The sequence below is a fragment of the Cellulomonas sp. 73-92 genome, from assembly GCF_001898175.1.
GTDB lineage: Bacteria > Actinomycetota > Actinomycetes > Actinomycetales > Cellulomonadaceae > Cellulomonas.
On record NZ_MKTH01000004.1, the window covers coordinates 108,825 to 135,443 of the forward strand.

28 protein-coding genes and 1 tRNA gene are annotated in these 26,619 nt (G+C 73.9%); 18 read left to right on the plus strand and 11 right to left on the minus strand.

What is annotated here, in order from left to right:
* Positions 1-11 precede the first annotated feature (11 nt).
* The 3 genes from BGO37_RS01570 (at position 12) to eno (ending at position 5,894) form a co-directional block, all read left to right on the plus strand.
* Positions 12-1,706: an L-lactate permease gene (locus BGO37_RS01570; RefSeq protein WP_291751515.1), complete on the plus strand. Its 1,695-nt coding sequence runs from the start codon at positions 12-14 to the stop codon at positions 1,704-1,706.
* Positions 1,703-4,519, plus strand: coding sequence for an FAD-binding and (Fe-S)-binding domain-containing protein (locus tag BGO37_RS01575; RefSeq protein ID WP_291751518.1), 2,817 nt, complete (start codon positions 1,703-1,705; stop codon positions 4,517-4,519). Before BGO37_RS01570 ends, BGO37_RS01575 begins: the two co-directional genes overlap by 4 nt.
* A gap of 91 nt (positions 4,520-4,610) precedes the next feature.
* The gene (gene eno, locus BGO37_RS01580; RefSeq protein ID WP_291751521.1) at positions 4,611-5,894 is read left to right on the plus strand and encodes a phosphopyruvate hydratase; all 1,284 of its coding nucleotides are present in this window, start codon (positions 4,611-4,613) and stop codon (positions 5,892-5,894) included.
* Positions 5,895-5,971: 77 nt separating this feature from the next.
* Here eno and BGO37_RS01585 read toward each other — a convergent pair whose 3' ends face one another.
* Positions 5,972-6,637 (minus strand): hypothetical protein, encoded by a 666-nt coding sequence (locus BGO37_RS01585; RefSeq protein WP_291751524.1) that lies wholly within the window; start codon positions 6,635-6,637, stop codon positions 5,972-5,974.
* Positions 6,634-6,978: a PadR family transcriptional regulator gene (locus tag BGO37_RS01590; RefSeq protein ID WP_291751526.1), complete on the minus strand. Its 345-nt coding sequence runs from the start codon at positions 6,976-6,978 to the stop codon at positions 6,634-6,636. The genes BGO37_RS01585 and BGO37_RS01590 overlap by 4 nt, the downstream gene beginning before the upstream one ends.
* 377 nt (positions 6,979-7,355) lie before the next feature.
* Here BGO37_RS01590 and BGO37_RS01595 point away from each other — a divergent pair, with 377 nt between their 5' ends.
* The 4 genes from BGO37_RS01595 to BGO37_RS01610 all read left to right on the plus strand — a co-directional run bounded on the left by BGO37_RS01595 (position 7,356) and on the right by BGO37_RS01610 (position 11,036).
* The gene (locus tag BGO37_RS01595) at positions 7,356-7,820 is read left to right on the plus strand and encodes a septum formation initiator family protein (protein ID WP_291751528.1); all 465 of its coding nucleotides are present in this window, start codon (positions 7,356-7,358) and stop codon (positions 7,818-7,820) included.
* 184 nt (positions 7,821-8,004) lie between these two features.
* The gene (locus BGO37_RS01600; protein ID WP_291751530.1) at positions 8,005-8,490 is read left to right on the plus strand and encodes a DUF501 domain-containing protein; all 486 of its coding nucleotides are present in this window, start codon (positions 8,005-8,007) and stop codon (positions 8,488-8,490) included.
* Positions 8,491-8,565: 75 nt separating this feature from the next.
* Positions 8,566-9,525 (plus strand): Ppx/GppA phosphatase family protein, encoded by a 960-nt coding sequence (locus BGO37_RS01605; protein WP_291751533.1) that lies wholly within the window; start codon positions 8,566-8,568, stop codon positions 9,523-9,525.
* 56 nt (positions 9,526-9,581) lie between these two features.
* The gene (locus tag BGO37_RS01610) at positions 9,582-11,036 is read left to right on the plus strand and encodes an NAD(P)/FAD-dependent oxidoreductase (protein ID WP_291751536.1); all 1,455 of its coding nucleotides are present in this window, start codon (positions 9,582-9,584) and stop codon (positions 11,034-11,036) included.
* 12 nt (positions 11,037-11,048) lie between these two features.
* On the opposite strand, the gene BGO37_RS01615 is transcribed toward BGO37_RS01610, so the two are convergent.
* On the minus strand, positions 11,049-11,849 hold the full coding sequence (locus tag BGO37_RS01615; RefSeq protein ID WP_291751539.1) for a siderophore-interacting protein: 801 nt from the start codon (positions 11,847-11,849) through the stop codon (positions 11,049-11,051).
* Positions 11,850-11,916: 67 nt separating this feature from the next.
* On the opposite strand from BGO37_RS01615, the gene BGO37_RS01620 reads away from it, so the two are divergent.
* A tRNA-Leu gene (locus BGO37_RS01620) sits at positions 11,917-11,990 on the plus strand.
* A gap of 41 nt (positions 11,991-12,031) precedes the next feature.
* On the opposite strand, the gene BGO37_RS01625 is transcribed toward BGO37_RS01620, so the two are convergent.
* Positions 12,032-12,838 carry a hypothetical protein gene (locus BGO37_RS01625; protein WP_291751542.1) on the minus strand — a complete coding sequence of 269 codons (807 nt, stop codon included), beginning with the start codon at positions 12,836-12,838 and terminating at the stop codon, positions 12,032-12,034.
* 153 nt (positions 12,839-12,991) lie between these two features.
* Between BGO37_RS01625 and BGO37_RS01630 the strand changes: the two genes are divergently transcribed.
* Positions 12,992-13,420: a hypothetical protein gene (locus BGO37_RS01630; RefSeq protein ID WP_291751545.1), complete on the plus strand. Its 429-nt coding sequence runs from the start codon at positions 12,992-12,994 to the stop codon at positions 13,418-13,420.
* Here the strand turns inward: BGO37_RS01630 and BGO37_RS01635 are convergent.
* Positions 13,412-13,759 (minus strand): PLDc N-terminal domain-containing protein, encoded by a 348-nt coding sequence (locus BGO37_RS01635; RefSeq protein WP_291751547.1) that lies wholly within the window; start codon positions 13,757-13,759, stop codon positions 13,412-13,414. The two genes, BGO37_RS01630 and BGO37_RS01635, sit on opposite strands and share 9 nt — an antisense overlap.
* Positions 13,760-13,825: 66 nt before the next feature.
* Positions 13,826-14,242, minus strand: coding sequence for a PLD nuclease N-terminal domain-containing protein (locus BGO37_RS01640; protein WP_291751549.1), 417 nt, complete (start codon positions 14,240-14,242; stop codon positions 13,826-13,828).
* A gap of 149 nt (positions 14,243-14,391) precedes the next feature.
* On the opposite strand from BGO37_RS01640, the gene BGO37_RS01645 reads away from it, so the two are divergent.
* The 7 genes from BGO37_RS01645 to BGO37_RS01675 all read left to right on the plus strand — a co-directional run bounded on the left by BGO37_RS01645 (position 14,392) and on the right by BGO37_RS01675 (position 21,290).
* Positions 14,392-15,240 (plus strand): Bax inhibitor-1/YccA family protein, encoded by an 849-nt coding sequence (locus BGO37_RS01645; protein WP_291751552.1) that lies wholly within the window; start codon positions 14,392-14,394, stop codon positions 15,238-15,240.
* A 79-nt stretch (positions 15,241-15,319) separates the two neighbouring features.
* The gene (locus BGO37_RS01650) at positions 15,320-16,696 is read left to right on the plus strand and encodes a cystathionine beta-synthase (RefSeq protein ID WP_291751555.1); all 1,377 of its coding nucleotides are present in this window, start codon (positions 15,320-15,322) and stop codon (positions 16,694-16,696) included.
* Between the two features lie 77 nt (positions 16,697-16,773).
* Positions 16,774-17,298, plus strand: coding sequence for a DUF2510 domain-containing protein (locus BGO37_RS01655; protein WP_291751586.1), 525 nt, complete (start codon positions 16,774-16,776; stop codon positions 17,296-17,298).
* A gap of 74 nt (positions 17,299-17,372) precedes the next feature.
* Positions 17,373-19,460, plus strand: coding sequence for an HNH endonuclease signature motif containing protein (locus tag BGO37_RS01660; RefSeq protein WP_291751588.1), 2,088 nt, complete (start codon positions 17,373-17,375; stop codon positions 19,458-19,460).
* 52 nt (positions 19,461-19,512) lie between these two features.
* Positions 19,513-19,656 carry a hypothetical protein gene (locus BGO37_RS01665; protein WP_291751590.1) on the plus strand — a complete coding sequence of 48 codons (144 nt, stop codon included), beginning with the start codon at positions 19,513-19,515 and terminating at the stop codon, positions 19,654-19,656.
* Between the two features lie 91 nt (positions 19,657-19,747).
* Entirely contained in the window at positions 19,748-20,734 is a 987-nt protein-coding gene (locus BGO37_RS01670) for an acetylxylan esterase (protein WP_291751593.1), read from the plus strand.
* A gap of 151 nt (positions 20,735-20,885) precedes the next feature.
* Entirely contained in the window at positions 20,886-21,290 is a 405-nt protein-coding gene (locus BGO37_RS01675; RefSeq protein ID WP_291751595.1) for an FKBP-type peptidyl-prolyl cis-trans isomerase, read from the plus strand.
* Between the two features lie 10 nt (positions 21,291-21,300).
* Here BGO37_RS01675 and BGO37_RS01680 read toward each other — a convergent pair whose 3' ends face one another.
* The 4 genes from BGO37_RS01680 to BGO37_RS01695 form a co-directional block, all read right to left on the minus strand.
* A complete protein-coding gene (locus BGO37_RS01680) occupies positions 21,301-21,924 on the minus strand; it encodes a WHG domain-containing protein (RefSeq protein ID WP_367188078.1) in 624 nt (207 codons plus the stop codon).
* Complete coding sequence (locus BGO37_RS01685; RefSeq protein WP_291751598.1) at positions 21,917-22,747, minus strand: alpha/beta hydrolase; 831 nt, start codon at positions 22,745-22,747, stop codon at positions 21,917-21,919. Before BGO37_RS01685 ends, BGO37_RS01680 begins: the two co-directional genes overlap by 8 nt.
* 159 nt (positions 22,748-22,906) lie before the next feature.
* A complete protein-coding gene (locus BGO37_RS01690; RefSeq protein WP_291751601.1) occupies positions 22,907-23,326 on the minus strand; it encodes a hypothetical protein in 420 nt (139 codons plus the stop codon).
* 82 nt (positions 23,327-23,408) lie between these two features.
* Positions 23,409-24,998 carry an ATP-dependent DNA ligase gene (locus tag BGO37_RS01695; RefSeq protein WP_291751603.1) on the minus strand — a complete coding sequence of 530 codons (1,590 nt, stop codon included), beginning with the start codon at positions 24,996-24,998 and terminating at the stop codon, positions 23,409-23,411.
* Positions 24,999-25,067: 69 nt separating this feature from the next.
* On the opposite strand from BGO37_RS01695, the gene BGO37_RS01700 reads away from it, so the two are divergent.
* Entirely contained in the window at positions 25,068-25,505 is a 438-nt protein-coding gene (locus tag BGO37_RS01700; RefSeq protein WP_291751605.1) for a YdeI/OmpD-associated family protein, read from the plus strand.
* A gap of 78 nt (positions 25,506-25,583) precedes the next feature.
* Positions 25,584-26,042 carry a hypothetical protein gene (locus BGO37_RS01705; RefSeq protein ID WP_291751607.1) on the plus strand — a complete coding sequence of 153 codons (459 nt, stop codon included), beginning with the start codon at positions 25,584-25,586 and terminating at the stop codon, positions 26,040-26,042.
* 9 nt (positions 26,043-26,051) lie between these two features.
* On the opposite strand, the gene BGO37_RS01710 is transcribed toward BGO37_RS01705, so the two are convergent.
* Positions 26,052-26,336 (minus strand): hypothetical protein, encoded by a 285-nt coding sequence (locus BGO37_RS01710; protein ID WP_291751608.1) that lies wholly within the window; start codon positions 26,334-26,336, stop codon positions 26,052-26,054.
* Between the last annotated feature and the right edge of the window lie 283 nt (positions 26,337-26,619).

Below are 26,619 nucleotides of genomic sequence, written 5' to 3' on the forward strand. Positions count from 1 at the left end.
GGGAGAAGCCGATGTTCCAGCAAGTCCTCGCACCGTTCGCCCACTCGCTCCTGCTGTCGGCCCTGCTGGCGGCCCTGCCGCTGGCCGCGCTCTTCGTCATGCTCGGCGTGTTCCGGGTCAAGGCGGCCTACGCCGCCCTCGTGTCGCTCGGCAGCGCGGTGGTCCTCGCGATCGCCGTCTGGGGGATGCCCGTCGGCCAGGCGCTCAGCGCCACCGGGGAGGGCGTCTTCTACGGCCTCTTCCCGATCCTCTGGATCCTCGTCAGCGCGTTGTGGGTCTACAACCTGACCGTCGCCACCGGCTGGTTCGACGCCCTCGGCCGGATCATCCGCTCCATCAGCGACGACCCACGCGTGCTGGCGATCCTCATCGCGTTCTGCTTCGGGGCCCTGCTGGAGTCGCTCGCCGGCTTCGGCGCCCCGGTGGCGATCTCCGCCGCCATGCTCATCGCCGCGGGGATGAAGCCGGTTCGCGCAGCGGTGGTCAGCCTCGTGGCGAACACCGCGCCCGTCGCGTTCGGCGCGATGGCCGCCCCCATCACGGCGCTCGCCGGCGTCACCGGCCTGCCGGTCCACGACCTCGCCTCGATGACGGGCCGCCAGACCCCGTTCGTCGCGCTCATCGTCCCGCTCGTGCTCGTCTTCCTGGTCGACGGCCGGCGCGGCGTGCGCGAGACCTGGCCGGTCGCGCTCGTCGCCGGCGGTGTGTTCGGCCTGTCGCAGTTCGTCGTCTCGAACTTCCTGGCCTTCGAGGTCACCGACGTCGTCGCCTCCGTCCTTACGGTGGCCGCCGTGCTCCTCATGCTGCGGGTGTGGCAGCCCGCCGTGCGGCACGACGAGGGCGGCCTGGCGACCCGGCCCGCGGTCCCGACGCCCCGCGGCGGGATGCCGGCGGGACCGGGCGCCGCGCCGGTGGCGACGCTCGTGCTCGAGGACGAGGCCCTGCCGACCGCCACCCGCCGCTCCCCGGGGCAGGTCCTCAAGGCCACCGCGCCCTACCTGGCGATCATCGTGATCTTCACCATCGCGCAGCTCCCGGCGGTCAAGGGCTGGCTGGCCGTCCACGGGACCGTCGGGTTCGGCTGGCCCGGGCTGCACGTGCTCGCCCCCGGCGGCAAGGCCGCCCCCAACCAGGTGTTCCACCTCGACCACCTCAAGGCGACGGGCACGCTGCTGTTCCTGTCCGGCCTGGTGACGATGGCGATCTACCGGATCTCGCCGAAGCAGGGGGCTCTCGTGCTCGGGCGCACGCTGACGCAGCTGCGGTGGACGATCATCACCGTGGCCTCGGTGCTCGGCCTCTCGTTCGTCATGAACCTCTCGGGCCAGACGACGACGCTCGGGTCGGCCCTCGCCGCGACGGGTGCGTTCTTCGTCGTGCTCTCGCCGGCGATCGGCTGGATCGGCGTCGCCCTCACCGGCTCCGACACGTCGTCGAACTCGCTGTTCGGGCTGCTCCAGGTGACGGCGGCGAAGTCCGCCGGCCTGCAGCCCGTGCTCATGGCGGCCGCCAACTCCGCGGCCGGCGTCATGGGCAAGATGCTCTCCGTGCAGAACCTCGCCGTGGCCGCCGCAGCGGCGGGCATGAAGGACGGCGAGCACGTCCTGCTGCGCAAGGTGATCGGCTGGAGCCTCGGCCTGGCCGCGTTCGTCGCGGTGATCATCGTGCTGCAGTCCACCCCTGTCCTCGGCTGGATGGTTCCGTGACCCCCTCGCAGCTGCTTCTCGAGGACCTGCGCGCGTCGGTCGCCGACGCCGCGCAGGTCCGCACGAGGCCGATCGACCTGCTCACCCACGCGCACGACGCGTCCCACTTCCTGCTGCAGCCGCAGGCGTCGGTCATCGCCCGGGACGCCGCCGAGGTGGCGCGCGTCTTCGGGGTCGGCACCCGGCACGGCGCGCCGGTGACGCTGCGCGCCGGCGGGACCAGCCTGTCGGGGCAGGGCTCGGGGACCGGCATCCTGCTCGACGTGCGCCGCGGGTTCCGCGACGTCGAGGTGCTCGACGACGGGGCGCGCGTGCGCGTGCAGCCGGGCGTCACGGTGCGCCAGGTCAACGCCCGCCTCGCGCCGCACGGGCGCAAGCTCGGCCCGGACCCGGCGAGCGAGGTGGCGTGCACGCTCGGCGGGGTGATCGCCAACAACTCGTCGGGCATGACGTGCGGCACCAGCGCCAACGCCTACCGGACGCTCGAGTCGCTCACGGTGGTGCTCGCCGACGGCACCGTCGTCGACACGGGCGCGCCCGACGCCGACGAGCGGCTGCGGCTGACGCGGCCGGAGCTCTACGCCGGCATCGCCGGGCTGCGGGACCGGGTGCGCGGTGACGCGGCGTCGGTGCGCACGGTGCGCCACCAGTTCTCGATGAAGAACACGATGGGGTACGGGCTGAACTCGTTCCTCGACTTCGACCGGCCGGTGGACATCCTCGCCCACCTGCTCGTCGGCTCCGAGGGCACGCTCGGCTTCGTCGCCGAGGCCGTGCTGCGCACCGTCCCGGTGCTGCCGCGGGCCGCGACCGCGTTCGTCGTCTTCGACGACCTCGAGGCCGCCAACGACGCGCTGCCGGCGCTCGTCGGGACGGGCGCGGCGACGCTCGAGCTGCTCGACGCGATCTCGCTGCGCGTCGGCCAGGGCCTGGCGGGCACCCCGCAGCAGGTGATGGACCTGCGCGTCGACCGGCAGGCCGCGCTGCTCGTCGAGTACCAGGCGGCGGACGACGACGCGCTGGACCACCTGCGCGCGGAGGGCGACCGCGTGCTGCGGTCCCTCGCCGGGGCCGCTCCCGCCCGCTTCACGACCGACGGCGCCGAGCGGGCCGACCTGTGGCACCTGCGCAAGGGCCTCTACACGGCGGTGGCCGGGGCGCGGCCGTCGGGGACCACCGCGCTGCTCGAGGACGTCGTCGTCCCCGTCGCGGCCCTGGCCCGCACCTGCACCCGGATCACGCAGCTGTGCCAGCACCACGGCTACCAGGACTCCGTGATCTTCGGCCACGCGAAGGACGGCAACGTCCACTTCATGATCACGGACGAGTTCGCCTCGGCGGCGTCGCTGGCGCGGTACCGGGCCTTCACCGAGGGGCTCGTCGACCTCGTCCTCGGCGAGGACGGCTCCCTCAAGGCGGAGCACGGGACGGGCCGGGTGATGGCGCCGTTCGTCCGCCGGCAGTACGGCGACGAGCTGTACGACGTGATGCGGCAGGTCAAGTCGTTGTGCGACCCGGTGGGCGTGCTCAACCCCGGGGTCGTGCTGGACGACGACCCGGACGCGCACCTGCGGCACATCAAGACGAGCCCACGCGTCGAGGAGGAGGTCGACCGTTGCGTCGAGTGCGGCTACTGCGAGCCGGTGTGCCCGAGCCGCGACCTCACGCTGACGCCGCGGCAGCGGATCGTCGCGCGCCGGGAGATCGCCAGGGCGCGCGCGGCCGGCGACGAGGCGCTCGCGGCCCGGCTCGAGGCCGACCACGGCTACTCCGTGGTGCAGACCTGCGCCGTGGACGGGATGTGCCAGACGGCGTGCCCGGTGTCCATCAACACCGGGCTGCTCGTCAAGCGGCTGCGGCGCGAGGGTGCCGCGCGCACCGCGAACGCGGTGTGGGGGCAGGCCGCACGCCACTGGGCGGGCACGACGCGGGTCGCCGCGGCCCTGCTGGACGTCGCCCGGGCCGTCCCTGAGCCGCTCGTCACGGGTGCCAACGTCGTCGCCCGTCGCGCGCTCGGGGCGGACAACGTGCCGCTGCACTCGGCCGAGCTGCCCGGCGGTGGGGTCCGCCGTGCCCGGCCTGCGCCGTCCGCGGTCCCCGAGGCCGTGTACCTGCCCGCCTGTGTCAACGCGATGTTCGGCCCCGCCGGTGGCGGCGCCGGCGTGCAGGCCGCGGTCGAGGCCCTGTGCGCGCGGGCCGGCGTCACGCTGCTCGTGCCCGAGGGTGTCGACTCGCTGTGCTGCGGCACGCCCTGGTCGTCGAAGGGCCTGGCCGACGGCCTGGCGGTGATGCGGCGGCGCACGCTCGACGCGCTGCGCGCGGCCACCCGCGACGGCGCGTTGCCGGTGATCTGCGACGCCGCGTCGTGCACCGAGGGGATCGTGCACGCGCTGGAGGAGGACCTCGGCTCGCCGCTGACCGTCATCGACGCCGTCCAGTTCGTCGCCGACCGCGTGCTGCCCCGGCTCCCGTCCGGGCAGCGGCGGGTCGCGTCCCTCGTCCTGCACCCCACGTGCTCGTCGACCCGGATGGGTCTCAACCCGGCGCTGTCGACCGTCGCGGCGGCGGTGGCCGACGAGGTCCGCGTGCCGGACGACTGGGGCTGCTGCGCGTTCGCCGGCGACCGCGGGATGCTCCACCCCGAGCTGACGGCGTCCGCGACGGCCCGCGAGGCGGCGTCCGTGGCCGCGATCGGCGGCGACGCCCACGCGTCGTGCAACCGCACGTGCGAGCTCGGCATGACCCGCGCCACCGGCCAGGAGTACCGGCACGTGCTCGAGCTCCTCGAGGAGGTCACCCGGCCGGAGGGGTGACAGAGGTCCCATGTCTGGTCCTCTGCCGCCGTCCGGGTGCCGCCACTAGGGTGGGGTCGCAAGCCCACCAGTCCTTGAAGAAGGAGCATCCATGGCCAGCATCGAGGCCGTCGGAGCCCGCGAGATCCTCGACTCGCGCGGCAACCCCACCGTCGAGGTCGAGGTGGCGCTCGACGACGGCACCATCGCCCGTGCGGGCGTCCCGTCGGGGGCGTCCACCGGTGCGTTCGAGGCCGTCGAGCGTCGTGACGGCGACAAGGGCCGCTACATGGGCAAGGGCGTCGAGGGCGCCGTCTCCGCGGTGATCGACGAGATCGCGCCGGAGCTCATCGGCTACGAGGCGACCGAGCAGCGGATCGTCGACCAGGCGCTCATCGACCTGGACGGCACCCCGAACAAGGGCAAGCTCGGCGCCAACGCGATCCTGGGCGTCTCGATCGCGGTGGCCAAGGCCGCGGCCGACTCGGCCGACCTGCCGCTGTTCCGCTACCTGGGCGGCCCGAACGCCCACGTGCTGCCGGTCCCGATGATGAACATCCTCAACGGTGGGTCGCACGCCGACTCCAACGTCGACATCCAGGAGTTCATGGTCGCGCCGATCGGTCTGCCGACCTACAAGGAGGCCCTGCGCGCCGGCGCCGAGGTCTACCACTCGCTCAAGAGCGTCCTCAAGGGCCGCGGCCTGGGCACCGGCCTCGGCGACGAGGGCGGCTTCGCGCCGAACCTGCCGTCGAACCGCGACGCGCTCGACCTCATCGTCGTCGCCATCGAGAAGGCCGGCTACGTGCCGGGCAAGGACGTCGCGCTCGCGCTGGACGTCGCGTCGACCGAGTTCTTCAGCGACGGCAAGTACGCGTTCGAGGGCAAGGCGCTCTCGGGCGCCGAGATGATCGAGTACTACGAGCAGCTCATCGCGAGCTACCCGCTCGTGTCGATCGAGGACCCGCTGTCCGAGGACGAGTGGGACTCGTGGGGCGCCCTGGTCTCGCGCATCGGGGACAAGGTCCAGATCGTCGGCGACGACCTGTTCGTCACCAACCCGACGCGCCTGGCCAAGGGCATCCAGCTCCGGTCCGCGAACGCGCTGCTCGTCAAGCTCAACCAGATCGGCACCGTCACGGAGACGCTCGACGCGATCGAGCTGGCCCACCGCAACGGCTTCCGCACCATGACCTCGCACCGCTCCGGCGAGACCGAGGACACGACGATCGCCGACCTGTCGGTGGCCTCGAACGCCGGTCAGATCAAGACCGGCGCCCCGGCCCGCGGCGAGCGCATCAACAAGTACAACCAGCTGCTCCGCATCGAGGAGGAGCTGGACGACGCCGCCGTCTACGCCGGTGCGTCGTCGTTCCCGCGCTTCAAGCAGGCCTGACCGCCTGACGTCACGACGCCCGGGCTCGGGGGCTTCGGCCTCCGGACCCGGGCGTCGCGCTGTCGGGGCGGCGCGCCTCAGGGCAGCGGGGACTGCATCGGCGTCGGCGCGTCGTTGACCTGCGTGGTCTGCTCCACCGAGCGGCCCGAGCGGACTGCCAGCAGTCCGGCCGAGGCGGTGGCCGTTCCGACGACGAGCACGAGCCCGACGACGAACGCCGTCAGCCATGCCCCCCGATGGGTCGTCGACCGTCGCCACTGCAGGCCGGACGCGATCGTCCCCGCGACGACGAGCACGGGCAGCAGGAAGACGAGGGCGCCGAGGGCCGCGCCGACGAACGGGAGCGCCAGCAGCGTCAGCGGGACGGCGCCCACGACCCCCACGACGACCAGCAGCACGGTCAGCCAGACCGGTTGCGGCCGTGCGCTCGCCTCGTCGGGCGGGATCGGCACGAGGCCGTGCGCGCTGGGCCGCAGCTGCGGGCCGCCGGACCACGCGCCCTGCGGCGTGCCCGGCCGGTCGGCGCCGGCCGCCCACGCCGCCGCCACCTCATCGGCCGTGCCGAGGCGGTGCAGCACGCCGGCGACCTCGGCCTGCGTCGGGGAGGCGCCCAGCTCGGCCAGCGACGCCTCGATGTGCTCGCGCACGGCGTCGACGATCTCCAGGCGGTCCGCGGGGTCGGCACCGGCCAGCGCCCGGTCGAGGTCGGCCAGGTAGGCGGCGACGAGCGGGGACTCGGTCACTGTGCTCCCTTCATCAGCCGGTCCACGCCGGCGCGGAACGGCTCCCAGGTCTGTGCGAAGGCACGCAGGGCCGCGCGTCCCTCGTCGGTCAGCGCGTGGTACCGCCGGGGCGGCCCGGCGGGCGACGGCTGCCAGGTGGTCTCCACCCAGCGGCGGCGGCGGAGCCGCGTGAGCAGCGGGTAGAGGGTGCCCTCCGAGCCGAACAGCACCGGGTCCGACCCGAGGGCTCGGGCGATGTCCTGCCCGTACGAGGGGCCCTGCGCGAGGTAGGCGAGCACGCAGTACTCCAGCGTGCCGCGGCGCAGCTGCGTGAGGACGGACCCCTCGTCGTCCGGTTCCATGCGTGACAAGGTACCGAGTGTCGCAAGGTACTTCAACCACGCAAGGTCCCGAGCGCCCACCTCCTCGCCGAGACCGTGCCTTCCGAGCGTCGGACCGCCCGGTCTCGAGCACGAGCTGGGCGCTCGGCGTGGGGGAGCGGCAACGCGCGGGGAAGCACGGGTCCCGGGGGATCGGCGAGCCCACGGGCAGAATCGACGGCATGCCCACATCGCGCTCGTCGTCGTCCGGCCTCGGCCGGCGCCCGAGCGTGCCGCGTCCGGGAGCACCACGGGGTGGGCCCGCCCCGCGCACGGGCGCCCAGCCGCGTGCCACCCGTCCCGCGCCGCCACCGGGTCCCCAGCGGGGCTCGTCGGGCCCCGGCCGGTCCGGTCCGCGCGTGGAGCGTGTCCGCGCGACGACGCCGAAGCTCATCAGCGCGCGCGCGATGGTCATGGGGGTCGTCGCGCTGCTGGCGTTCGTGCTCGTCTACCCGACGCTGCACTCCTACCTCGCGGAGAAGGCGGCCGTCGACGCGCTGCGTGCGAACGTCGCGTCGTCACAGACGACGAACGACAACCTCACCGCGGAGCTCGCCCGCTGGAACGACCCCGCGTACATCACCGCCCAGGCCCGCGAGCGGCTGAGCTTCGTCATGCCGGGCGAGACGGCGTGGCGGGTCGTCGACCCGCAGACGGTCCCCGGCGAGGCGCCCGACCCCGTGGCGACGCCCGCCGCGGCGCCCACCCCCGCCGTGCCCTGGTACGGGAAGGTGTGGCAGTCGGTGCAGGGCGCCGACCAGGCGTCCGACGAGCCCACCGCCGGCACGTCGACCGCCCCGCCGATCTCAGCGCCGACCCCCTGACGCCGCCCCTCCCGGCCCACCCCTCCAGCTTCATTTTCCTGAAGTCCACGTCGTGAATCACGACCGAGGCTTCAGGAAAGTGAGCCCTGAGGGGTGGGAGTGAGAGGTGAGACCCGGAAGCTGGGGCCTGCCGGCCTCACCGCGGGGGTGGGGGCGGGACGCGCCGGGCGGGGACAATGGCGGGGTGACGATCGACCGGGCCGACCTCGACGTGCTCACCGAGCAGCTCGGCCGCGTGCCCCGCGGGGCGGTCCGTGTCGCGGCGCGCTGCGCCTGCGGCCGGCCGACGGTCGTCGTCACCGCGCCGCGGCTCGACGACGGCACCCCCTTCCCGACCTGCTACTACCTCACCTGCCCGCCCGCCGCGGTCGCGATCAGCCAGCTCGAGGCGACCGGGATCATGAAGCAGATGACCGCCCGGCTGGCCGTCGACGACGAGCTGCGCGCGGCGCACCGGCGCGCGCACGAGGCCTACATCGCCGACCGGGAGGCGCTCGGCCACGTGCCGGAGATCGAGGGCGTCTCGGCCGGCGGCATGCCGGACCGCGTCAAGTGCCTGCACGCGCTCGCGGCGCACGCGCTGGCGGCCGGCCCCGGCGTCAACCCGATCGGGGACGAGGCGCTGGCGCTCGTCGCCGACACCTGGCGACCCGACCGCTGCCGCTGCTGACGAGCCGGAACGGCCCCTCGTCCCGGGCCTCGGCACGATTCCGGGCTGGGCGGACCCGGATGGCACGATGTCGCGGTGACACGCGTGGCTGCCATCGACTGCGGGACGAACACCATCCGGCTCCTGGTGGCCGACGTCGAGGGCGACACCCTCGTCGACGTGGAACGGGACGCCGTCATCGTGCGGCTCGGTCAGGGCGTCGACCGCACGGGTGAGCTCGCGCCGGACGCGCTGGAGCGCACGCTCGCGCAGACCAGGGAGTACGCGGCGCGGTGCGACGACCTCGGCGTCGACGCCGTGCGGTTCGTCGCCACCTCGGCCACGCGCGACGCCCGCAACCGCGACGCCTTCGTCGCCGGCGTGCGGGCGGCGCTCGGTGTCGACCCGGAGGTGGTCAGCGGCGACGAGGAGGCGGCGCTGGCGTTCCGGGGGGCGGTCGGCGTGCTCGGGGCGAGGCGCCGGGGTCCGTTCCTCGTCGTCGACCTCGGCGGTGGGTCCACGGAGCTGGTGCTCGGCGACGACAAGCCCCGCGCTGCGCTCTCGATGGACGTGGGCTCGGTGCGGCTGACCGAGCGCCACCTCCGCAGCGACCCGCCGACGCCCGACGAGGTCGCCGCCGCCCGCGCCGACATCGACGCGGCCCTCGACGCCGCCGTCCGGGTGGTCCCCGTCGGCGAGACGGCGACGCTCATCGGGCTGGCCGGCACCGTCACGACGATCACGGCGCACGTGCTCGGCCTGGACCGGTACGACCGCGCCCGCATCGACGCCGCCGAGCTGCCCGTCGACGCGGTGCTCGCGGCGTGCGACGACCTGCTGCACCGCACGCACGCGGAGCGCGCGGCGCTCGGCTTCATGCACCCCGGCCGGGTCGACGTCATCGGGGCGGGCGCCCTCGTCTGGCACGAGGTCGTGGCGCGGGTGCGGGATGCGGTCGCCGCGAGCGGGCGCACGCTCGGCACCGTGCTCACCAGCGAGCACGACATCCTCGACGGCATCGCGTGGAGCGCGGCGGCCGGTCTCGGCAAAATGTGAAGAACATCACTAGATCCGCCGGGCCGTAGGACTTAGGTCCGGCTTACCGTGGAGGCATGTCCGCAGACACCAGGCCGCCACGCAAGTCCCCGCGGGTGCTCATCCTCGGCGGCGGCACCGTCGGGCTCTACACGGCCCGCCGGCTCCGGAAGCGGCTGGGGAAGCGGGAGGCGGCGATCGTCGTCGTCGACCCCCGCCCGTACATGACCTATGCGCCCTTCCTCCCGGAGACGGCCGCCGGGTCGATCGACCCCCGCAACGTCGTCGCGCCGCACCGGCGCAGCCTCAAGGGCGTCGACGTGCTCCAGGGCAAGGTCGTCCGCATCGAGCACGCGCAGCGGCGCGTCCAGATCCGGCCCGAGGAGGGGGAGCCGTACTGGGTGAGCTACGACTTCCTCGTCGTGGGCCTCGGCTCGGTGGCCCGCACCCTGCCGATCCCGGGCCTCATCGAGCAGGGCATCGGCTTCAAGACGGTCGAGGAGGCTATCGCCGTCCGCAACCACGTGCTCGGCCGCATCGAGGCCGCGGCGTCCACGTGGGACCCGGAGGTCCGCCGCCGGATGCTGACGTTCGTCTTCGTCGGCGGCGGCTTCGCTGGGGTCGAGGCCATCGCGGAGGTCGAGGACATCGCGCGCTACACCGTGAAGAAGTACCACGCGATCGAGGCCGACGAGCTGCGGTTCGTGCTGGTCGAGGGCAACACCCGGATCCTGCCCGAGGTGAGCGCGGAGCTCGGCGGCTACACGCTCGACCAGCTCCGGACGCGGCAGATCGACATCCACCTGGGCACGTTCCTCACCTCGTGCGTGGGTGGGCACGTGGTCCTGTCGGACGGCACCGAGATGGACTCGGAGACCATCGTCTGGACCGCGGGCGTCAAGGCCAACCCGGTCCTCAAGGACTCGGACCTGCCGCTCGACGATCGCGGCCGCGTCATCGCGAACGCCAACCTGCAGGTGACGACGGCGGACGGGACCGTGGTGGCCGACGCGTTCGCCGCCGGCGACTGCGCGGCCGTCCCGGACCTGGCCAACCCCGGCCAGACGTGCCCGCCCAACGCGCAGCACGCGCTGCGCCAGGGCAGGCACCTGGGGGAGAACCTCGCGCGGGTGCTGCGCTCCGCCGAGCCGACGCCCTACCGGCACAAGAACATCGGCGCGGTGGCCTCGCTCGGCATGTACAAGGGCGTCGCGCAGATGTTCGGCCGGTTCAAGGTGCGCGGGTTCCTGGCCTGGGTGCTGCACCGCACGTACCACGTGTTCGCGATGCCGACGTGGAACCGCAAGATCCGCATCATGGCCGGCTGGACGTGGTCCCTGCTGCTGCGGCGCGAGGTCATCGCGCTCGGCTCGCTGCAGGACCCCCGCGCCGAGTTCCTCGCCGCCGCGGTGCCGGCCGTCGGCCCGTCGGGCGGCGCTGCACGGGCCGAGACGTCGCCGGCTGCGGCGCCCGACGAACGAAGGGCGGCCTCCGGCACCGCCCCGCGCGGCGGCGCCCGCGCCTACCGCTGACCGGGAGGCGGTTCAGTCCGGGTCGTCGGGGTCGACCGGCGCGTGGTGGTCCAGGCCCGCGACGCCCCGCTTCCAGTAGCCGCTCGCGACCACCTGCTCCGGCCCGAGACCGAGCTCGCGGCGCAGGTAGCGACGCAGGGGGACGAGGGTCGTCGCCTCGCCCGCGAGGAAGACGAAGGTGCCGGGGTCGATCGGCAGGGCGCGCAGGGCCGCCTCGAGGTCGACGCCGGCGCGGATCGTCGCGCGCCGCGAGCCGGGCAGGCCGTCGAAGTAGCGGGCGGCCTCCTCGGGCGCGTCGAGGAGCAGCGTCACCGGGACGTCGGGCGGCGTGAGCCGCAGCCACCGCGCGGCGGTGGGGAACGCGGTCTCGTCGACGACGAGCACGAGTGACGTGAGGCCGTCCGGCACGAGCTTCGAGGTCTTCGGCCCTGCGACGATGAGTGGATCGCCGACCGCGGCGCGGCTCGCCCAGGCGGAGGCGGGCCCGCCGTCGCCGTGCACGACGAGGTCCAGGTCCAGCTCGCCGGGCCGGTGGTCGGCGGGCGTGTAGTCGCGCGAGATCACCGCACCGGGCGCCGACAGGCCGAGCCCGCCGGCGTGGAAGCCGGGCGTGGCGATGCGGCCGGTGCGCGGGTCCGGGAAGAAGACCTTGAGGTGATCCGTCGGCCCGTCGGCGGCGAACCCGTCGAGCTCGCCGGTGAGGGTGACGCGCACGATGCGCGGCGTCACGGACCGTACGGACGCAACGGTTAGGTGCCGCTGCACGAGCTCGTGCCGGACATGGCGGCGGGACAGCGCGGGCGCGTCGGTCATGCCCCACGGTAACCGGTGCGCGCGGGCACCCCGCTGGCGGTCTCGCGCCGGGTGCAAGGATGGCCGCGCCCCCGTAGCCCAACCGGCAGAGGCAGTCGGCTTAAAACCGATCGAGTGCGGGTTCGAGCCCCGCCGGGGGCACCGCACGGCAGCGCGCCGGGCGCTGTCGGCCGGAAGGGCGTTCAGGACTCGGCGGCGTCCTGGAACGCCGGCGCGGCCACCAGGGGCCGCTGCACGCCGTGCCGGGTCCGGGCGAGGTAGGCGACGAGCGCGACGATCACGGCCGCGGACGCCAGCGCCACCACGTCGTCGCCGAGACCCAGGCCGGCGCCCTTCGTCGCCGGCTTGCCGAACCAGTCGGCGAACGAGGCGCCGAGCGGCCGCGTCATCACATAGGCGAACCAGAACGCCACGACCGGGTCGAGCCGCAGGCGCCACCAGCCGACGAGCGGCACGAGCATCACGGCCCCGAACAGCAGCCCGGACGGCAGGTACCCCAGGTGGAGCGTGAACGCCGCGAAGTCGCCGGCAGCGGTACCCAGCGCGAACGTCACCAGGACGGTCGTCCAGTAGAAGAGCTCGCGGCGGCGGGTGGTGATGCTGTGGATGGACAGCGTGCCCTCCGTGCGGTGCCACACGACGAGGACCGCCACGAGCGCCACCGCGTACCCGGCCGTCGTCACCGTGTACGGGATGTGCAGCACCACGTGGAGCGCGTCCGCGGCCATCGTCCCGAACACCGCCACCATCGCCACGGCGAACCAGTACGCCCATGCCTGGTAGCGCCGCGTGCGCAGCTGGACCCACATCGCGACCACGAACCCGGACAGCCCGACGACTGCGGCGAGCGGGATCGACAGTGCAGCCAGGTAGTCCGACGCCGCCTCGCCCATCCCCGTGGTGAGCACCTTGGCGAGCCAGAACAGGGCGGTGATCTCCGGGACCTTCGCCGCCAAGGGCGCCCGGCTCCCGCCGCGTCCGTCGCCCATCCGTGCCTCCCGCTGGTCGATGTGGCGCCGGCGGCCCAGGGTCGCGGCGGTTCCTGTGGGGACCCTGAGAGCGCCCGCCAGAGCGGGTCACGCCCACCTGGGTCGCCGCATCCCTACGCTGGGCAGCGACGACGACCTCGGAGGACGACCGTGATGGAGGCCCGTACCGCCCGCCGGGTGGCGATCCCGGTGGCGCTCGTCGTCGCGCTCGCGCTGGCGCTCGGGGCGTGGGCCTTCTGGCACGCCCGGTCCCCGAGGACGAGCTGGGTGGTGCCGGCTGCCTACTCGATCTCCGCCGACGGCGGCACGCTCACGCTCTACGACTGGGGCGGCGCCTGCGACAAGCCGCTGTCGGCGCAGGTCCTCGGGCAGAGCCCGGCGATGGTGGAGGTTGCCCTGCGGCGGACCGTCCCCGCGGGCTCGTGCACCGCGATGGCGGTGCTCCACCAGGTCGACGTCACGCTGAGCCTGCCGCTGGGCGACCGCAAGGTGAGCGACCGCTCCGGCGCGACGATCCCCGCGGCGCCGTCCGCGGCCGACGTGCTGGCGCACCCGAGCCAGTACGGGTTCGGCTCAGGCTGAGGGCCCCGGCTCGTCGGGCGGCCGGTCCTTCTTCTCGCGTTGCCGGCGCTCCCGCTCCCGCTGGCGGTTGGAGCGCGCGAGCGCGGCGAGGAACTCGGGGTCGTCGTCGGGGGCACGGGTCCCGGTACGGCGGCCGCGCGACGACGTGCGGACCCGGCCCTGGGCGAGGGGCCGCCCGGCGAGCAGCCACGCGAGGGGACCCAGGAACGGGACGAGGACGACGAGCAGCAGCCACAACGGCTTGGGCAGCGCGCGCACGCGGGGGCCGTCGGTCTGGGCCACGTCGACGAGGCAGTACACCAGCAGGGCGATCCACAGCAGGACCGGCAGGTAGCGCATGGGCGCCTCCTCGCAGCGTGCCTGCAGCCGACGGTAGCTCACCGCGCGGCGGCGTGGCGAAGCGGGTCAGCGGTCGGCGTCGCCCCGCTCGTCGGACGCATTGCCTTCCTGCTCACGGAGGCGCCGCTCGCGTTCCCGGAGCTGCTGCTCCCAGTCGCGCAGCATCTGCTCGTGCCGCTCGTCGGACCGCTGCCGCGACGCGAGGAACGTCGGGTCGTCGTCGGGCCCGAGCGGGCGGGGTCGCTCGTACTCCGGGAAGCCGGCGGTCTGCGTCGACGGCCACGGCACCCGGCGCGGGCCCGTCGTCACCGGCCGGCCGGCGACGAGCCAGGCCACGCCGCCGGCGAGGGGCAGCAGGACGATGAGGATGATCCAGCCGGTCTTGGACAGGTTCCGGATCCGGCCCTCGTCGGACTGCAGGCAGTCGATGAGGCAGTACACGAGGAGCCCGATCTCGACGAAGAACGGCAGCACCCGCCACATCGGTGTCTCCCCCTGGGACTCGGCTGTGCGACGAGTCGCACGCTAGCGGAGCGCCGCGTCCCGCGCCGGGGTTTCAGGAGGTGGAGGGAACCAGGAGGACCCTGCCGGCGTTGCTACCGTCTGAGGCTCAGACGTCCCAGGAGGTCATCGTGGCCAACCCAGTGTTCGAGAACGACCCGGTCTTCGGCGACCCGCGCCGGCGACCCGCGCAGCGGGCCGTGGTGGCGCAGCCGGGTGTCGACCCGGTCACGCTCGAGCAGATGTACGCGTCGCCGTCGGCCACCGCGCGCGACACCGGCCGGCTGACGTACGACGACGTCATCGTCCGCACCGGCGGCCTGCTCGCCCTGCTGGCGGTGGTCGCCGCCGCGACCTGGTACGGGACCGAGCAGGGGTTCCTGCCGCCCGGCACCTGGGTGGTCGGCATGGTCGTCGGGCTGGTGCTCGGCCTGGTCAACGCGTTCAAGCGGCAGCCGAGCCCGGTGCTCATCTCGCTCTACACCGTGGCGCAGGGCGTCTTCCTCGGCGGCATCAGCCTCGCCTTCACCGCATTGCCCGTGACGGGCACGGGAACCGGTACCGCCCAGCCGATCGTACTCCAGGCGGTGCTCGCGACGTTCGCGACGTTCGGCGCCGCGCTCTGGCTGTTCAGCTCCGGCCGCGTGCGGGTGACGGCGAAGTTCGTCCGCTGGCTCATCGTCGCGATGGTCGGGTACCTGGTGTTCCAGCTCGTCAACGTCGTCCTGTCCTACGTGATCCCGAGCGGCGACGCCTTCGGGCCGCTGCGGTCGGGCGGCTGGGGCCTGCTCGTCGGCGTGTTCGCCGTCGGCCTGGCGGCGGCGAACCTCATCGTCGACTTCGACGCCATCAAGCGCGGCGTCCTGGCGGGTGCGCCGCGGCGCTACGCGTGGACGGCCGCGTTCGGCCTCGTCGTGACCCTGGTGTGGCTCTACCTGGAGATGCTGCGGATCTTCGCGATCTTGTCCGGCCGGCGCTGAACAGTCGCGTCGGCCGTCACCGGCGCCCGGATGTCGTGGCCTTCCGGCGTCGGCCGGGGGTGGATGGCAGGCTGACGCGGTGAAGTACGTCGAGCACGTCAGCGACCTCGTCGGCGGCACGCCTCTGGTGCGGCTGTCCGCCGTCACCGCGGGGCTGACCGCGACCGTCCTGGCCAAGGTGGAGTACCTCAACCCGGGTGGGTCGATCAAGGACCGCATCGCGCTGCGGATGGTCGAGGCGGCCGAGGCGAGCGGTGCGCTGCGCCCCGGCGGCACGATCGTCGAGCCGACGAGCGGGAACACCGGCGTCGGCCTGGCGCTCGTCGCGCAGCGCAAGGGGTACCGCTGCGTCTTCGTCTGCCCGGACAAGGTGAGCCCGGACAAGCGCGACGTGCTGCGGGCGTACGGCGCGGAGGTCGTCGTCACCCCGACCGCCGTGCCGCCGGAGCATCCCGACTCGTACTACTCGGTCTCCGACCGGCTGCTGCGCGAGATCCCGGGCGCGTGGAAGCCGGACCAGTACTCCAACCCGAACGGGCCGGCGTCGCACTACGAGTCGACGGGCCCGGAGATCTGGGCGGACACGTCCGGACGCGTGACCCACCTGGTCGCCGGCATCGGGACCGGCGGCAGCATCACCGGCACCGGGCGCTACCTGCACGAGGTGTCCGCCGGCCGGGTGCGCGTCGTCGGAGCCGACCCCGCGGGGTCGGTCTACTCGGGCGGGGACGGCCGGCCGTACCTCGTCGAGGGCGTGGGCGAGGACTTCTGGCCGGCGGCCTACGACCCCACGGTGCCCGACGAGGTCATCGCGGTGACGGACGCCGACTCCTTCGCGATGACGCGGCGGCTGGCGCGGGAGGAGGGGCTGCTCGTCGGCGGGTCGTCGGGCATGGCGGTGGTCGCCGCGCTCCGGCTCGCCCACCGGCTGCCGCCGGCGGAGGCGGCCGAGGCCGTGATCGTCGTGATCCTGCCGGACTCCGGGCGCGGGTACCTGTCGAAGATCTTCAACGACGCGTGGATGCGCTCGTACGGGTTCCTCTCGGCCAGCTCCGGGGCGACCGTCGCCGACCTGCTCACGACGAAGACCGGTGTGCTGCCGGACCTGGTCCACACCCATCCGAACGAGACCGTGCGGGACGCCATCGAGATCTTCCGCGAGTACGGGGTGTCGCAGATGCCGGTCGTGGGCGCGGAGCCGCCGGTGAAGATCGGCGAGGTCGCGGGCTCGGTGTCCGAGCGGGCGCTGCTCGACGCCGTGTTCTCCGGGGCGGCGGCGCTGTCCGACCGCGTCGACAAGCACATGTCGCCGCCGCTGCCGCTGGTCGGCGTGGGGGAGTCGGTCGAATCTGCGCGGCTGGCGCTGGAGAAGGCGGACGCGCTGCTCGTCGTGGGCGACGGCCGGCCGGTCGGGGTGCTCACACGGCTGGACCTGCTGGCGTTCCTCGCCCGCTGAGGCCGTGACCGCCCCGACGATCGTGCCGATCGCTGCCTCGCCATCAAGAGCTCGGGTCGAGGTGCCGTTGCGGGGCCGTGGCACCGCAACCGGGCTGGTACAGCGATGGGGTGACGCCGGGCGTGGCCCGGTGGTTCGACGGGGAGGCGTGGACGCAGCACACGCAGCCGGTGGCGCCGCCGGTGGTGCCGTCGCCGCCCAACCCGGGGTCGCAGCCGTCGCAGTCCGCCTCGGCGGCGCCTTCGGCCTATGCGTCGTCGCACCCCTCGTCGTACCCCTCGTACCCCTCCTCGTACGGCGGTGCGGTGGGGTACGGGCCGGCGGTGCCCGCGGCCGACCAGCACGGTCCGTCCGACGCGCTGCACTGGATCCTGCCCGTCGGCCGGTCGTGGCAGTCGATCGTCGCCGGCTACGTCGCGATCGTGGCCTTGTTCCTGTGGCCGCTGGGACCCGTCGCCCTCGGCCTCGGCATCTGGGCGTTGGTCAAGGCGCAGCGTGGTGGTCACGGCCGTGGCCGAGCGGTCTTCGCGGTCGTCGTCGGCGTGCTGGCGACCGTCGGCACGGTGTGGGCGGCCAGCACGGGGTTCTTCTCGGGCCGCTGACACCTCGCTCCCGGTACGACGAATGTGCGCTGTGACCTGGACAAACATTGTCAGCTCGGCGTATCATCGAACACATGTTCGCACGCGTTGGTCTCGCCGGAGAGCGCACTGTCGCGCTGTCCGACGACCTGGGCGCTGAGGTCGGCGGGGGCGGTGCGCTGCCTTCCGGCGACCAGCGCGTACAGGTCGACGCGGACGCTCTGCTGCTGTCCGGCGATCCGCGGGCGGTGGTGCTGGTCGATGCCGATGGTTCGCTGTCCGACGAGCCGGGGGCGGCTGGGCTGGTCGGCGGCGCCGTGCTGCCCGACGAGCCCCGGGCAGACGAGTGGTGCTGGCTGTGCGATCCGTTGGGTGATGCCTGGTGGGATCCCGCCGACGCGGGTGCCGAACCGGGTATCGAGATCAGCCCCGAGGTTCAGGCGCTGCTGAGGTTCGCGTCGTGGCCGTCGGAGTCCCACCGGGCCGGCGCCGAGTGCGCCGCGGAGATCACCCCGCCCGGGCTGGTCGGGCCGGCGCTGTCGACGTGGGACCCGGCCGGTGCCGAGCCCGGCATCGTGGTCGACCCGCAGCTCGAGGGGTCACCGGGTGAGGTGCCGTGGTTGTCGGCGTCGTGTCTGGCGGCGATGACCCCGGGGTCGGGACTGGCGGGCGTGTTGGAGCGGGTGGATCTGGCGTCGGCCGGTGATGAGCTGTTGGTGGAGACGGTGGCGGCAGCTGCGCGGCAGGCCGCGTTCGATCACCTGCTGGGTGCGTTGGCCGCTGGGGAGCTGTCGCGGCGGGCGTCGATGAACCCGCTGTGGCATCCGCCGGTGCCGTCGCGCACGTGTGTGGCTGGTGATGAGCTGGCGATGCGGTTGGGCTGGTCGCGTCCGGCCGCTAACCGGCTGGTCCGCGATGGGCGGGCGCTGGGCGCGCAGCTGCTGCCGGTGGCCGACGCGGTCCGCGACGGGCTGCTCGATCTTGCCAAGCTACGGGTGCTGAGCGACCGGTTGGCTGACCGGGCCTACCAGCTGTCCTGGCCCGTGCTGGAGCAGGTGCTCCCAGACGCGCCGACGCGCACCCCGACGCAGCTGGCCGCCGACATCGACCGGGCCCTGCTGGCCGCCGACCCGGTGGATGCGGCGATACGCCTGCCGAAGGCGTTGGCGGCCCGGCACGTGTGCCACCCCCGTCGCCTGCCGGACGGGATGGCGGGCCTGTGGGCCGTCCTACCCGCCACCGATGCGGCGCGGATCGACGGCACCCTGGAGGCCACCGCCCGCGCCGCGCGGGCCGCCGGGGATCCGCGCACCCTGGACCAGCTACGCGCCGACACCCTGACCGACCTAGCCACCGGCACCGCCGTGCTCGCCGGTGTGAAGTTGGCGATGGCGGGCGAGGGCGCTGGCGAGAAGGTCGTCGTGACCGCCGATGCAGGCAGCGGCCAGATCGCTGATGCCGCCGACCAGCAGCCCGATCCGCTCGACCGGGGGCCGGACGAGGCAGACCAGGAGACCGACGGGGTCGACCGGGCGCCGGATGACCAGGGGTGGGAGTCGGACCTGGCGCCGGAAGCCGCGCCGGTCGCCGGCCAGGCTCGTCCGCCGGGGCGGGCCGCCCCGGGCATCCGGATCCCCAAGGTCCGCATCGATGTCACGGTCGCGTTGTCCACGTTGATGGGGTTGGACGAGCAGCCGGCTGAGCTGGCCGGGCTCGGACCGATCCCCGCCGAGCAGGCCCGTGCCCTGGCACTCGGCGGGACCTGGCGACGCCTCGTCACCGACCCGCTGACCGGCACCGTGCTGGACGTCGGACGCACCCGCTACCGGCCACCCGCCGCCCTGGCCGAGCACGTCCTGGCCCGCGACCAGGTCTGCGCCGGACCCGGCTGCAGTGTGCCCGGGCACCGCTGCGACCTCGACCACACCACCGAGTACCACGGCACCCCCGCCAACGGTTCGCCCGTGCCCGGCACCACGTCGGCCGGCAATCTCGGTCCGCTGTCCAGCCGATGCCACCGACTGAAGACCGACGGCGGCTTCACCCTGCGACAAGTGACCCCCGGCGTGTTCGAGTGGCACACCCCCGCCGGCCTCGCCTACCGCGTCACCCCCGGCCAGAACGGACACACCCAGAAGCTCGACACCCACCCCCGCGCCATCCCCGACAACCCACCCTTCTGAGCGGGCCTCGGCGGCAGCAGGTCGGCGTCGGACGGGTGCCTACGCTCGAGGCGTGACCGGCTCCGGCGCCATGGAGGGCTCGCCGGGGATGCCGCGATACGCGCTCGTCGCCTGGACCGTCGCCGGTGCTGCCGTGCGCTCGCACGAGCAGCCGCGGCTGAACCGCCGGTTCGGCGACCGTACCGGGCGTGCCTGAAGGCGGTGCCGGCCTGGGTGGCGGCGGACGGTGGCGTCGGCTCTAGGGTTTCGTCGTCCCCTTCCTATCGACGACGAGGGAGCCCCTTCCGGTGGCCATCTTCGACCTGCCGCTGCCCGAGCTCGAGCGCTACCTGCCGGAGGTCGACGAGCCCGCCGACTTCGACGCCTTCTGGGAGGCGACGCTGGACGAGGCCCGCGGCTTCGACTTCCCGCCGCAGGTGACGCCGGTGGAGACCGGGCTGTCGCTGGTCGACGTTCTCGACGTGACGTTCGCCGGTTTCGCCGGCCAACCGATCAAGGCGTGGCTGGTGCGGCCCGCGGGCTCGTCGGACCGGGCGCTGCCGGCAGTCGTCGAGTACATCGGCTACGGCGGTGGGCGCGGGCTGCCGATCGAGCGCCTGGCCTGGGCCTCCGCCGGGTACGCGCACCTGGTCATGGACACGCGCGGCCAGGGGTCGACGTGGTCGATCGGTGCGACGCCCGACCCGGTCGGCAGCGATGCCGCCTACCCGGGGTACATGACGCGCGGCATTCTCGACCCTTCGTCGTACTACTACCGCCGACTGATCACGGACGCGGTGCGGGCCGTCGACGCGGTGCGCGCGCTGCCGGGGGTCGATCCGGCTCGGGTGGCCGTCACCGGCGGCAGCCAGGGCGGCGGCGTGACGCTCGCCGCGGCGGGGCTCGCCGGGGACCTGGTCGCGGCCATGCCCGACGTGCCCTTCCTCACGCACTACCGCCGGGCGCTGGACCTCACCGACGAGTACCCCTACCAGGAGATCGTCCAGTACCTGAAGAACCACCGGGACCAGGAGGCCGCGGTGTTCCGGACGCTGGCCTACCACGACGGCCTGTCGTTCGCCCGCCGCGCGACGGCGCCGGCGCTCTTCTCGGTCGGCCTGCGTGACACCACCTGCCCGCCCTCGACGGTGTTCGCCGCCTACAACCACTACGGCACGCTGGCCGACGAGCGGCCGCCGACCGAGATTGCGGTGTACCCGTACAACATGCACGAGGGCGGCCAGGCCTTCCAGCTGAGTCGCCAGATCGCGTGGCTGAACGCGCTCCCGTCCTGACGCAGGGGGGGCCAGGTTCGGTCCCGCCGAGTGCCGGTGTTGTTCGCCGAGCGCCGGGGACGTTTCATGGGCGCTCGGCGCACGAGGACGGCGTTCGGCGAGGGGAGCACGCGCTCGTCCGGCGGCCCAGGGGCATGTGAGGATGGGCGCCATGACTGACGCCCTTCCCACCGCCACCGGCGCGTTCGGCGACAAGCCGACCCTGACCTTCCCGGCCGAGTCGGCTCCGGCCGACCTCGTCGTGCAGGTGCTGGAGCGCGGCACCGGCGACCTCGTCGAGGCCGGCCAGGACATCGAGGTCAACTACCTCGGCCAGATCTGGGGCGGGTCGATCTTCGACTCGTCGTACGACCGCGGCGAGTCCATCAGCTTCCCGATCGGTGTCGGCATGGTCATCGCCGGCTGGGACGACGGGCTCGTCGGGCAGCCGGTGGGCTCCCGGGTGCTGCTGTCGATCCCGTCGCACCTCGGCTACGGCGACCGCGGCGTGCCGGCGGCCGGGATCCGGGGCGGCGACACGCTCGTCTTCGTCGTCGACATCCTCGGCGTCAGCTGACCCGCGGGGCTCAGCGCAGCCCCGTGACCACGGTCTCGACGAGGTAGCGGAAGCTCGCCTCGACGTCCTCCGGCAGGCCGAAGCCGCCGCCGAGCTCGAGCTCGACGAAGCCGTGCACCGCCGCGCGCACGGTCCTGACCTGGTCGACCCACCGGTCCGGCGGCAGGCCGAGCTCCCTGACCGCACGCGCCACGAGGTCCACGGGCCCCGACGAGGCCGGGCCGAGGGCGGCGGTCTCGGCACCCTGGACGGCGCGGTACCGGCCCGGGTGGGCGAGGGCGTAGGCGCGGATGGCGATGGCCAGAGCGCGGACTGCCGCGGCCCCGGTGAGCGTGGCGTTGGGGCCCTTTCCGGCGGCTGCGACGGGGTCCAGGGTGGGGTCCGCCGCGGGCCCGGTCACGGCCGCGGTCATCACGGCCGCAAGGTCGTCGACGCATCGCGCCGCGACGGCCGAACGGAGCGCCGGCAGGCCGTCGACGTGCTTGTAGAGGCTGGGCACCGCGACCCCGGCCCGCTGGGCCACGGCCGAGAGCCCGAGGTTGGCCCACCCCGAGGTCCCGCCCTCGTCGACCACAGCGAGGGCGAGGTCGACGACCACCTGCGGCGTCAGCCCGGCCCGCGGCACCTCAGGCACCCCTTGTCGGGAGCGCGGCGAGGAACTCGAGCACCGCGGGCACGACGATGTCGGGCGCCTGGTGCTGCGGGTAGTGGGCCACGTCGTCGAGCAGCTCGACGCGGGCGCCCACCTCATGCTCGAGCCACGCCGCCTCGGCGGCCGGGTCGTGGAAGTCCGGGTCCTGGCGCCCGAGGAAGGCCAGCATCGGCACGTGGATCTCCGGCAGGCGGGGGGTCACCGGCGCGTGCGTCAGCTGCATGGTCAACGCGCGGAACTGCGCCAGGCGAGCGGGGTCGCCCATCGAGGTGCGGATCGCGGCGACGTGCTCGTCGAGCCACGGAGCCGTGCGGCCGCGGTTGAGGGTGCCGCGGTAGTAGCGCGTCCAGACCGCCGCGCCCCACGGGCGCGCGAAGAGCAGGGGGTAGAGGAGCCGTGCCGCCGAGCCGCCCGACGAGGGGTTGCGCAGCAGCGGACCGGTGAGGACGAGTGCCTCGACGGCATCGGGGCGCTCGGCGGCGGCGTAGGCGACCGAGGCCGCACCCATGGAGTTGCCGACGAGCACGGCGGGGACGCCGCCCAGCTCGTCGACCAGGGCCAGCACGTCTCCCGCCGTGGCGATGTCGCCGTGGGTGCGGAAGGTGGTGTCGGAGTCGCCGTGGCCGCGCAGGTCGGTGACGGCGACGCGGTACCCGGCGCCGAGCAGGGGCCCGACGAGCTCGCGCCACGTCGAGCGCAGGTCGCCCATGCCGGGCACGAGGACGACGAGCCGGCCGTCGGCCGGTCCGTCGACGGTGTAAGCGACGCGACCCTCGGGCCGCTGGATGTACTGGACGGTGCTCATGGCTAGAAAGCTAATGCCATTAGCCACCGGTGTCAACGCATCTCGTCGCAGCGCTGCCCGGGCGAACCGCAGCGCCAGCGCCGCGTCCTACGGCGAGCAACTCGTCGGTCATGCGCTTGGAAGTCTCCGGGCAGCGGATCACCGACGGCCTTGCTGTCGTCAGGAGTAGCCGGTGACGGTCACGTCGAGAGTGATCCGCTGCGGAGTGGAGGAGCAGCTGTACGTGAGCACCGCGGTCGTCCTGCCCCCCTGGGTTGCGGCGAGCATGGGGATGCCGCCGGTCGGTCCGGAGCTGTTCGCGGGCGGGAACGTCAGAACGGCTGGGTCTGCGATCGTTGCCTGCCAGCACTCGGCAGCAAGGTGCGCGCCGGAAGGCGGCGTGATGACGACCTTTGCGCCAAGCGTTACCAGCACCGCGACTGGTGTCGCGCCTTGTGCCGCGCTCGCGAAGTCGACATTCGCGTCCGGTGGCGGCTGCGTCGGGGGCGGTGACGTGCCCGAGGCGGTGCAGCCGGCGAGTGCGCCGATGACGAGAGCTGCGCCGGCGCACCATGCGGCCGCTGACCTGCGACGCCCCATGGCCGGAGTATCGCGTCACGCGCCGTTGGCGTTGGCGCGGTTTCGGTGCGGTCTGATCACGATTTCGCTCGCCCGGCACTCCTCACGGCGCCTTCGTGGCTGGAGCCAGGGCCCGCACGGCGTCGATCGTGTCGGCCTCGTCGGGCCCCTTGTCGTCGCGGTAGCGCAGCACCCGTGCGAACCGCAGCGCCACGCCGCCGGGGTAGCGCGAGGAGCGCTGAACGCCGTCGAAGGCGATCTCGACGACCTGCACCGGCCGGACCGTCACCACCCAGCCGTTGTCCGACTCGGCGAGCTCCGTGAACCGCTTCGTCTGCCACACGAGCATCTCGTCGGTCATGCCCTTGAACGTCTTGCCGAGCATGACGAACCCACCGGCCGGGTCGCGCGCGCCGAGGTGGATGTTCGACAGGGTGCCGACGCGCCGGCCGGAGCCACGCTCCACCGCGAGCACCACGAGGTCGAGCGTGTGCCGCGGCTTCACCTTGACCCAGCCCGCGCCACGCCGGCCGGCGGCATAGGGCGCGGCCGGGGACTTGACGATCACGCCCTCCTGGCCGGCGGCCACCCAGGTGGCGAACCGCTCCTGGGCGATGGCGACGTCGGCCGTCACCAGGCGGTCGACCGTGTGGCCGACGGCGATGCGGTCCAGGACGGCCAGCCGGTCGAGCAGCGGCTCGTCGAGCAGGTCGCGCCCGTCGGCGTGCAGCACGTCGAAGAAGAAGGGGGTCAGCACGGCGGACCCGGCCAGCTCGGCGTCGCTCGTCGCGAGGCCCTGGCCCGTCGGCCCCGCGCCGCGGGTCGCGGCACGTGAGCTCGTCTCCTGGAACGGGCGTGCCCGCCCGGTCGCGTCGAGCGCCAGCGCCTCGCCGTCGAGCACGAACCGCTCGTCGGGCATCGACCGTGCGATGCCGACGATCTCCGGGACCCGCGCGGTGATGTCGTCGAGCGAACGCGTGAACACCCGCACGTCGTCGCCGTCACGGTGCACCTGGATGCGGATGCCGTCGAGCTTGACGTCGACGACGGCCAGAGTGGCCGGGCCCGCGCCGACCGCGGTGAACGCCGCAGCCACGTCCGGTGCCGACTGCGCGAGCATCGGCCGCACGGGCCGCCCGACGGTGAGGCCGATGGCCGACAGTGCGACCGTGGGTTCGTCGGACGACAGCGCTGCGACCGCGACCGGCGCGCTGTCGCCGGCCAGCATCGCCGCCCGCCGCACCAGCCCCGGGTCGACGCCCGCGGCCTCGGCGACCGCGTCGAGCAGGAGAGCGTCCAGCGCGCCCTGCCGCAGCTCGCCGACGACGAGCCCCCGCAGGAACCGCTGCTCCTCGGCGGTCGCAGCACCGAACAGCGCCGCGGCCGCCGCGTCGCGCGCACCCGCCGAGCCCGGCCCTGACAGCGCCGCCATCGCCTCGAACGCTCGGTCCACGCCCGTGACGGTCAACGACGGCTCGTCGGCGGGCGGCGGCGTGCTGGCCAGGCCCCGCCACCCCAGCCCGGTGCGGCGCTGCCGCAGCTCGCCGGCGAGGTAGCGCGCGACGAGCCCGACCTCGTCGGGCCCCTCGCCGGCGGCGCGGCGCAGCGTCGCGACGAGCAGTGCCCGCTTGGCCAGCCGCGCGCGCGTGGCGGCGACGGCGGTGGACGTCGCGGCGACCTCGGCGAGCAGCACCCGCCCATCGTCGTCCGCACCACCGACACCTGCCTGGTCAGGGGCGCGCCGGGGACGCAGGATGGCGACATGCACCTGAGCACCGAGCTCGTCGCCACCGGCGGCACCACCACCGGCGTCCGCATCCCCGACGACGTTGTCGTCGCGCTCGGGGGCGGGAACCGGCCCAAGGTCGTCGCCACGGTCAACGGCCACGTGTGGCGGACGAGCATCGCGCGCATGGGCGGCGAGTTCTGGCTCGGCGCCGGCGCGGAGGTGCGGGCAGCGGCGGGGATCGCCGCGGGCGACGCGATCGAGCTGGACGTCGAGCTCGACCAGGCGCCGCGCACCGTCGAGGTGCCCGACGACCTCGCGACCGCGCTCGCCGCGGCGCCGGTGGCCAGGGCGGCGTTCGACGCCCTCTCCTACAGCCACCAGCGCCAGCACGTCGAGGCGGTGCTGGGCGCCAAGGCGCCCGAGACGCGGGCCCGCCGCGTCGCCGCGGCGATCGCCAAGCTTGGCGGCTGACGAGGACGACGGACCCAGGCGCGGCCGACCGGCCGGATGGCAGCATGAACTCGTCACGCCGGGACGGGGGTGGGCGCAGTGGGGGCGGTCTATCACGCGGTGGAGTTCCGGGTCATCGTCGACCCGGACTGGCCGACGAGGGTCGAGCCCGTCGTGGACGGGGTCCTGCTACGCGACCTCGTGGCCCGGTTCGAGCACGACCATGGGTACGAGCCTGCGGGACACTACGCCGGGCTCGTCCCGGACACCGCGCACGCGGCCACCCTCGACGCGTACCTCCACGGGGGAGAAGGCGCCCACCACTGGGCGCGGGGCGCCGGCACGGAGCTCCTGTCGTGCGAGTGCGGCGAACCCGGGTGCTGGCCGCTGGACGCGCGTGTGACGGTGGCGGGCGACCACGTGACCTGGTCCGAGTTCCGCCAGCCGCACCGGCCGGGGTGGAGCTATCGCGAGATGGGCCCGCTGCTGTTTCGTCGGGCGCAGTACGACGTCGCCGCCGCCGAGGCCGTGCGCCAGCTCGTCAGCGACGGCGCCTGAGCGCGCGGGTCACGCCCGACGAACCGCGCTGGCCCACACCCACGCGAACCCGATCCGTCCGCCGCGGTCGAGGTACTCGACCTGCACCTGTGGGTGCTGCCCGGTGGTCCAGGCGACCGCACGTGCCTGCTCGGACAGGAACGCCTTGCCGCGCGCGGTGACGATCCAGACCTTGATGGCCACCGGTTCGGGCGGCTCGATCCGCTTGGACCCGTCACGGGCCTCGACGGGCGCCTCGAGCGCGCTCTCGTGCAGCGGCACCCGCTCCACGCCGGCCACATCCCTCGAACGCACGTTCGAAGGATAGGGCTTCTCGCGGTGCCTCTGCCAGGGGCTACGTTGCACGTGTGACCAGCGGTGGGGGGTGGTTCGGCCGCGCGGCGTCGAAGCCGCCGAGCGCGCCGAAACCGGCGAGCGTCCCCAAGCCTGCGTCCGTGCCGAAGCCGGCCAGCGCGCCCAAGCCGGCGAGCGTTCCCAAGCCGGTGAGCGTGCCGAAGCCGCAGTCGGTGCCGAAGCCTGCGAGCGTGCCGAAGCCGGCGTCGGTGCCGAAGCCGGCCAGCGTCCCGAAGCCCGCGAG

Coding starts and splice junctions, on each gene's coding strand:
- BGO37_RS01660 (WP_291751588.1), top strand. CDS start 17,373: ATGTTCGCACGCGTTGGTCTCGCCGGAGAGCGCACTGTCGCGCTGTCC.
- BGO37_RS01675 (WP_291751595.1), top strand. CDS start 20,886: ATGACTGACGCCCTTCCCACCGCCACCGGCGCGTTCGGCGACAAGCCG.
- BGO37_RS01625 (WP_291751542.1), bottom strand. CDS start 12,838: ATGGGCGACGGACGCGGCGGGAGCCGGGCGCCCTTGGCGGCGAAGGTC.
- BGO37_RS01640 (WP_291751549.1), bottom strand. CDS start 14,242: ATGTGGCGGGTGCTGCCGTTCTTCGTCGAGATCGGGCTCCTCGTGTAC.
- BGO37_RS01630 (WP_291751545.1), top strand. CDS start 12,992: ATGGAGGCCCGTACCGCCCGCCGGGTGGCGATCCCGGTGGCGCTCGTC.
- BGO37_RS01610 (WP_291751536.1), top strand. CDS start 9,582: ATGTCCGCAGACACCAGGCCGCCACGCAAGTCCCCGCGGGTGCTCATC.
- BGO37_RS01700 (WP_291751605.1), top strand. CDS start 25,068: ATGCACCTGAGCACCGAGCTCGTCGCCACCGGCGGCACCACCACCGGC.
- eno (WP_291751521.1), top strand. CDS start 4,611: ATGGCCAGCATCGAGGCCGTCGGAGCCCGCGAGATCCTCGACTCGCGC.
- BGO37_RS01685 (WP_291751598.1), bottom strand. CDS start 22,747: ATGAGCACCGTCCAGTACATCCAGCGGCCCGAGGGTCGCGTCGCTTAC.
- BGO37_RS01615 (WP_291751539.1), bottom strand. CDS start 11,849: ATGACCGACGCGCCCGCGCTGTCCCGCCGCCATGTCCGGCACGAGCTC.
- BGO37_RS01635 (WP_291751547.1), bottom strand. CDS start 13,759: ATGCGCTACCTGCCGGTCCTGCTGTGGATCGCCCTGCTGGTGTACTGC.
- BGO37_RS01590 (WP_291751526.1), bottom strand. CDS start 6,978: ATGGAACCGGACGACGAGGGGTCCGTCCTCACGCAGCTGCGCCGCGGC.
- BGO37_RS01690 (WP_291751601.1), bottom strand. CDS start 23,326: ATGGGGCGTCGCAGGTCAGCGGCCGCATGGTGCGCCGGCGCAGCTCTC.
- BGO37_RS01570 (WP_291751515.1), top strand. CDS start 12: ATGTTCCAGCAAGTCCTCGCACCGTTCGCCCACTCGCTCCTGCTGTCG.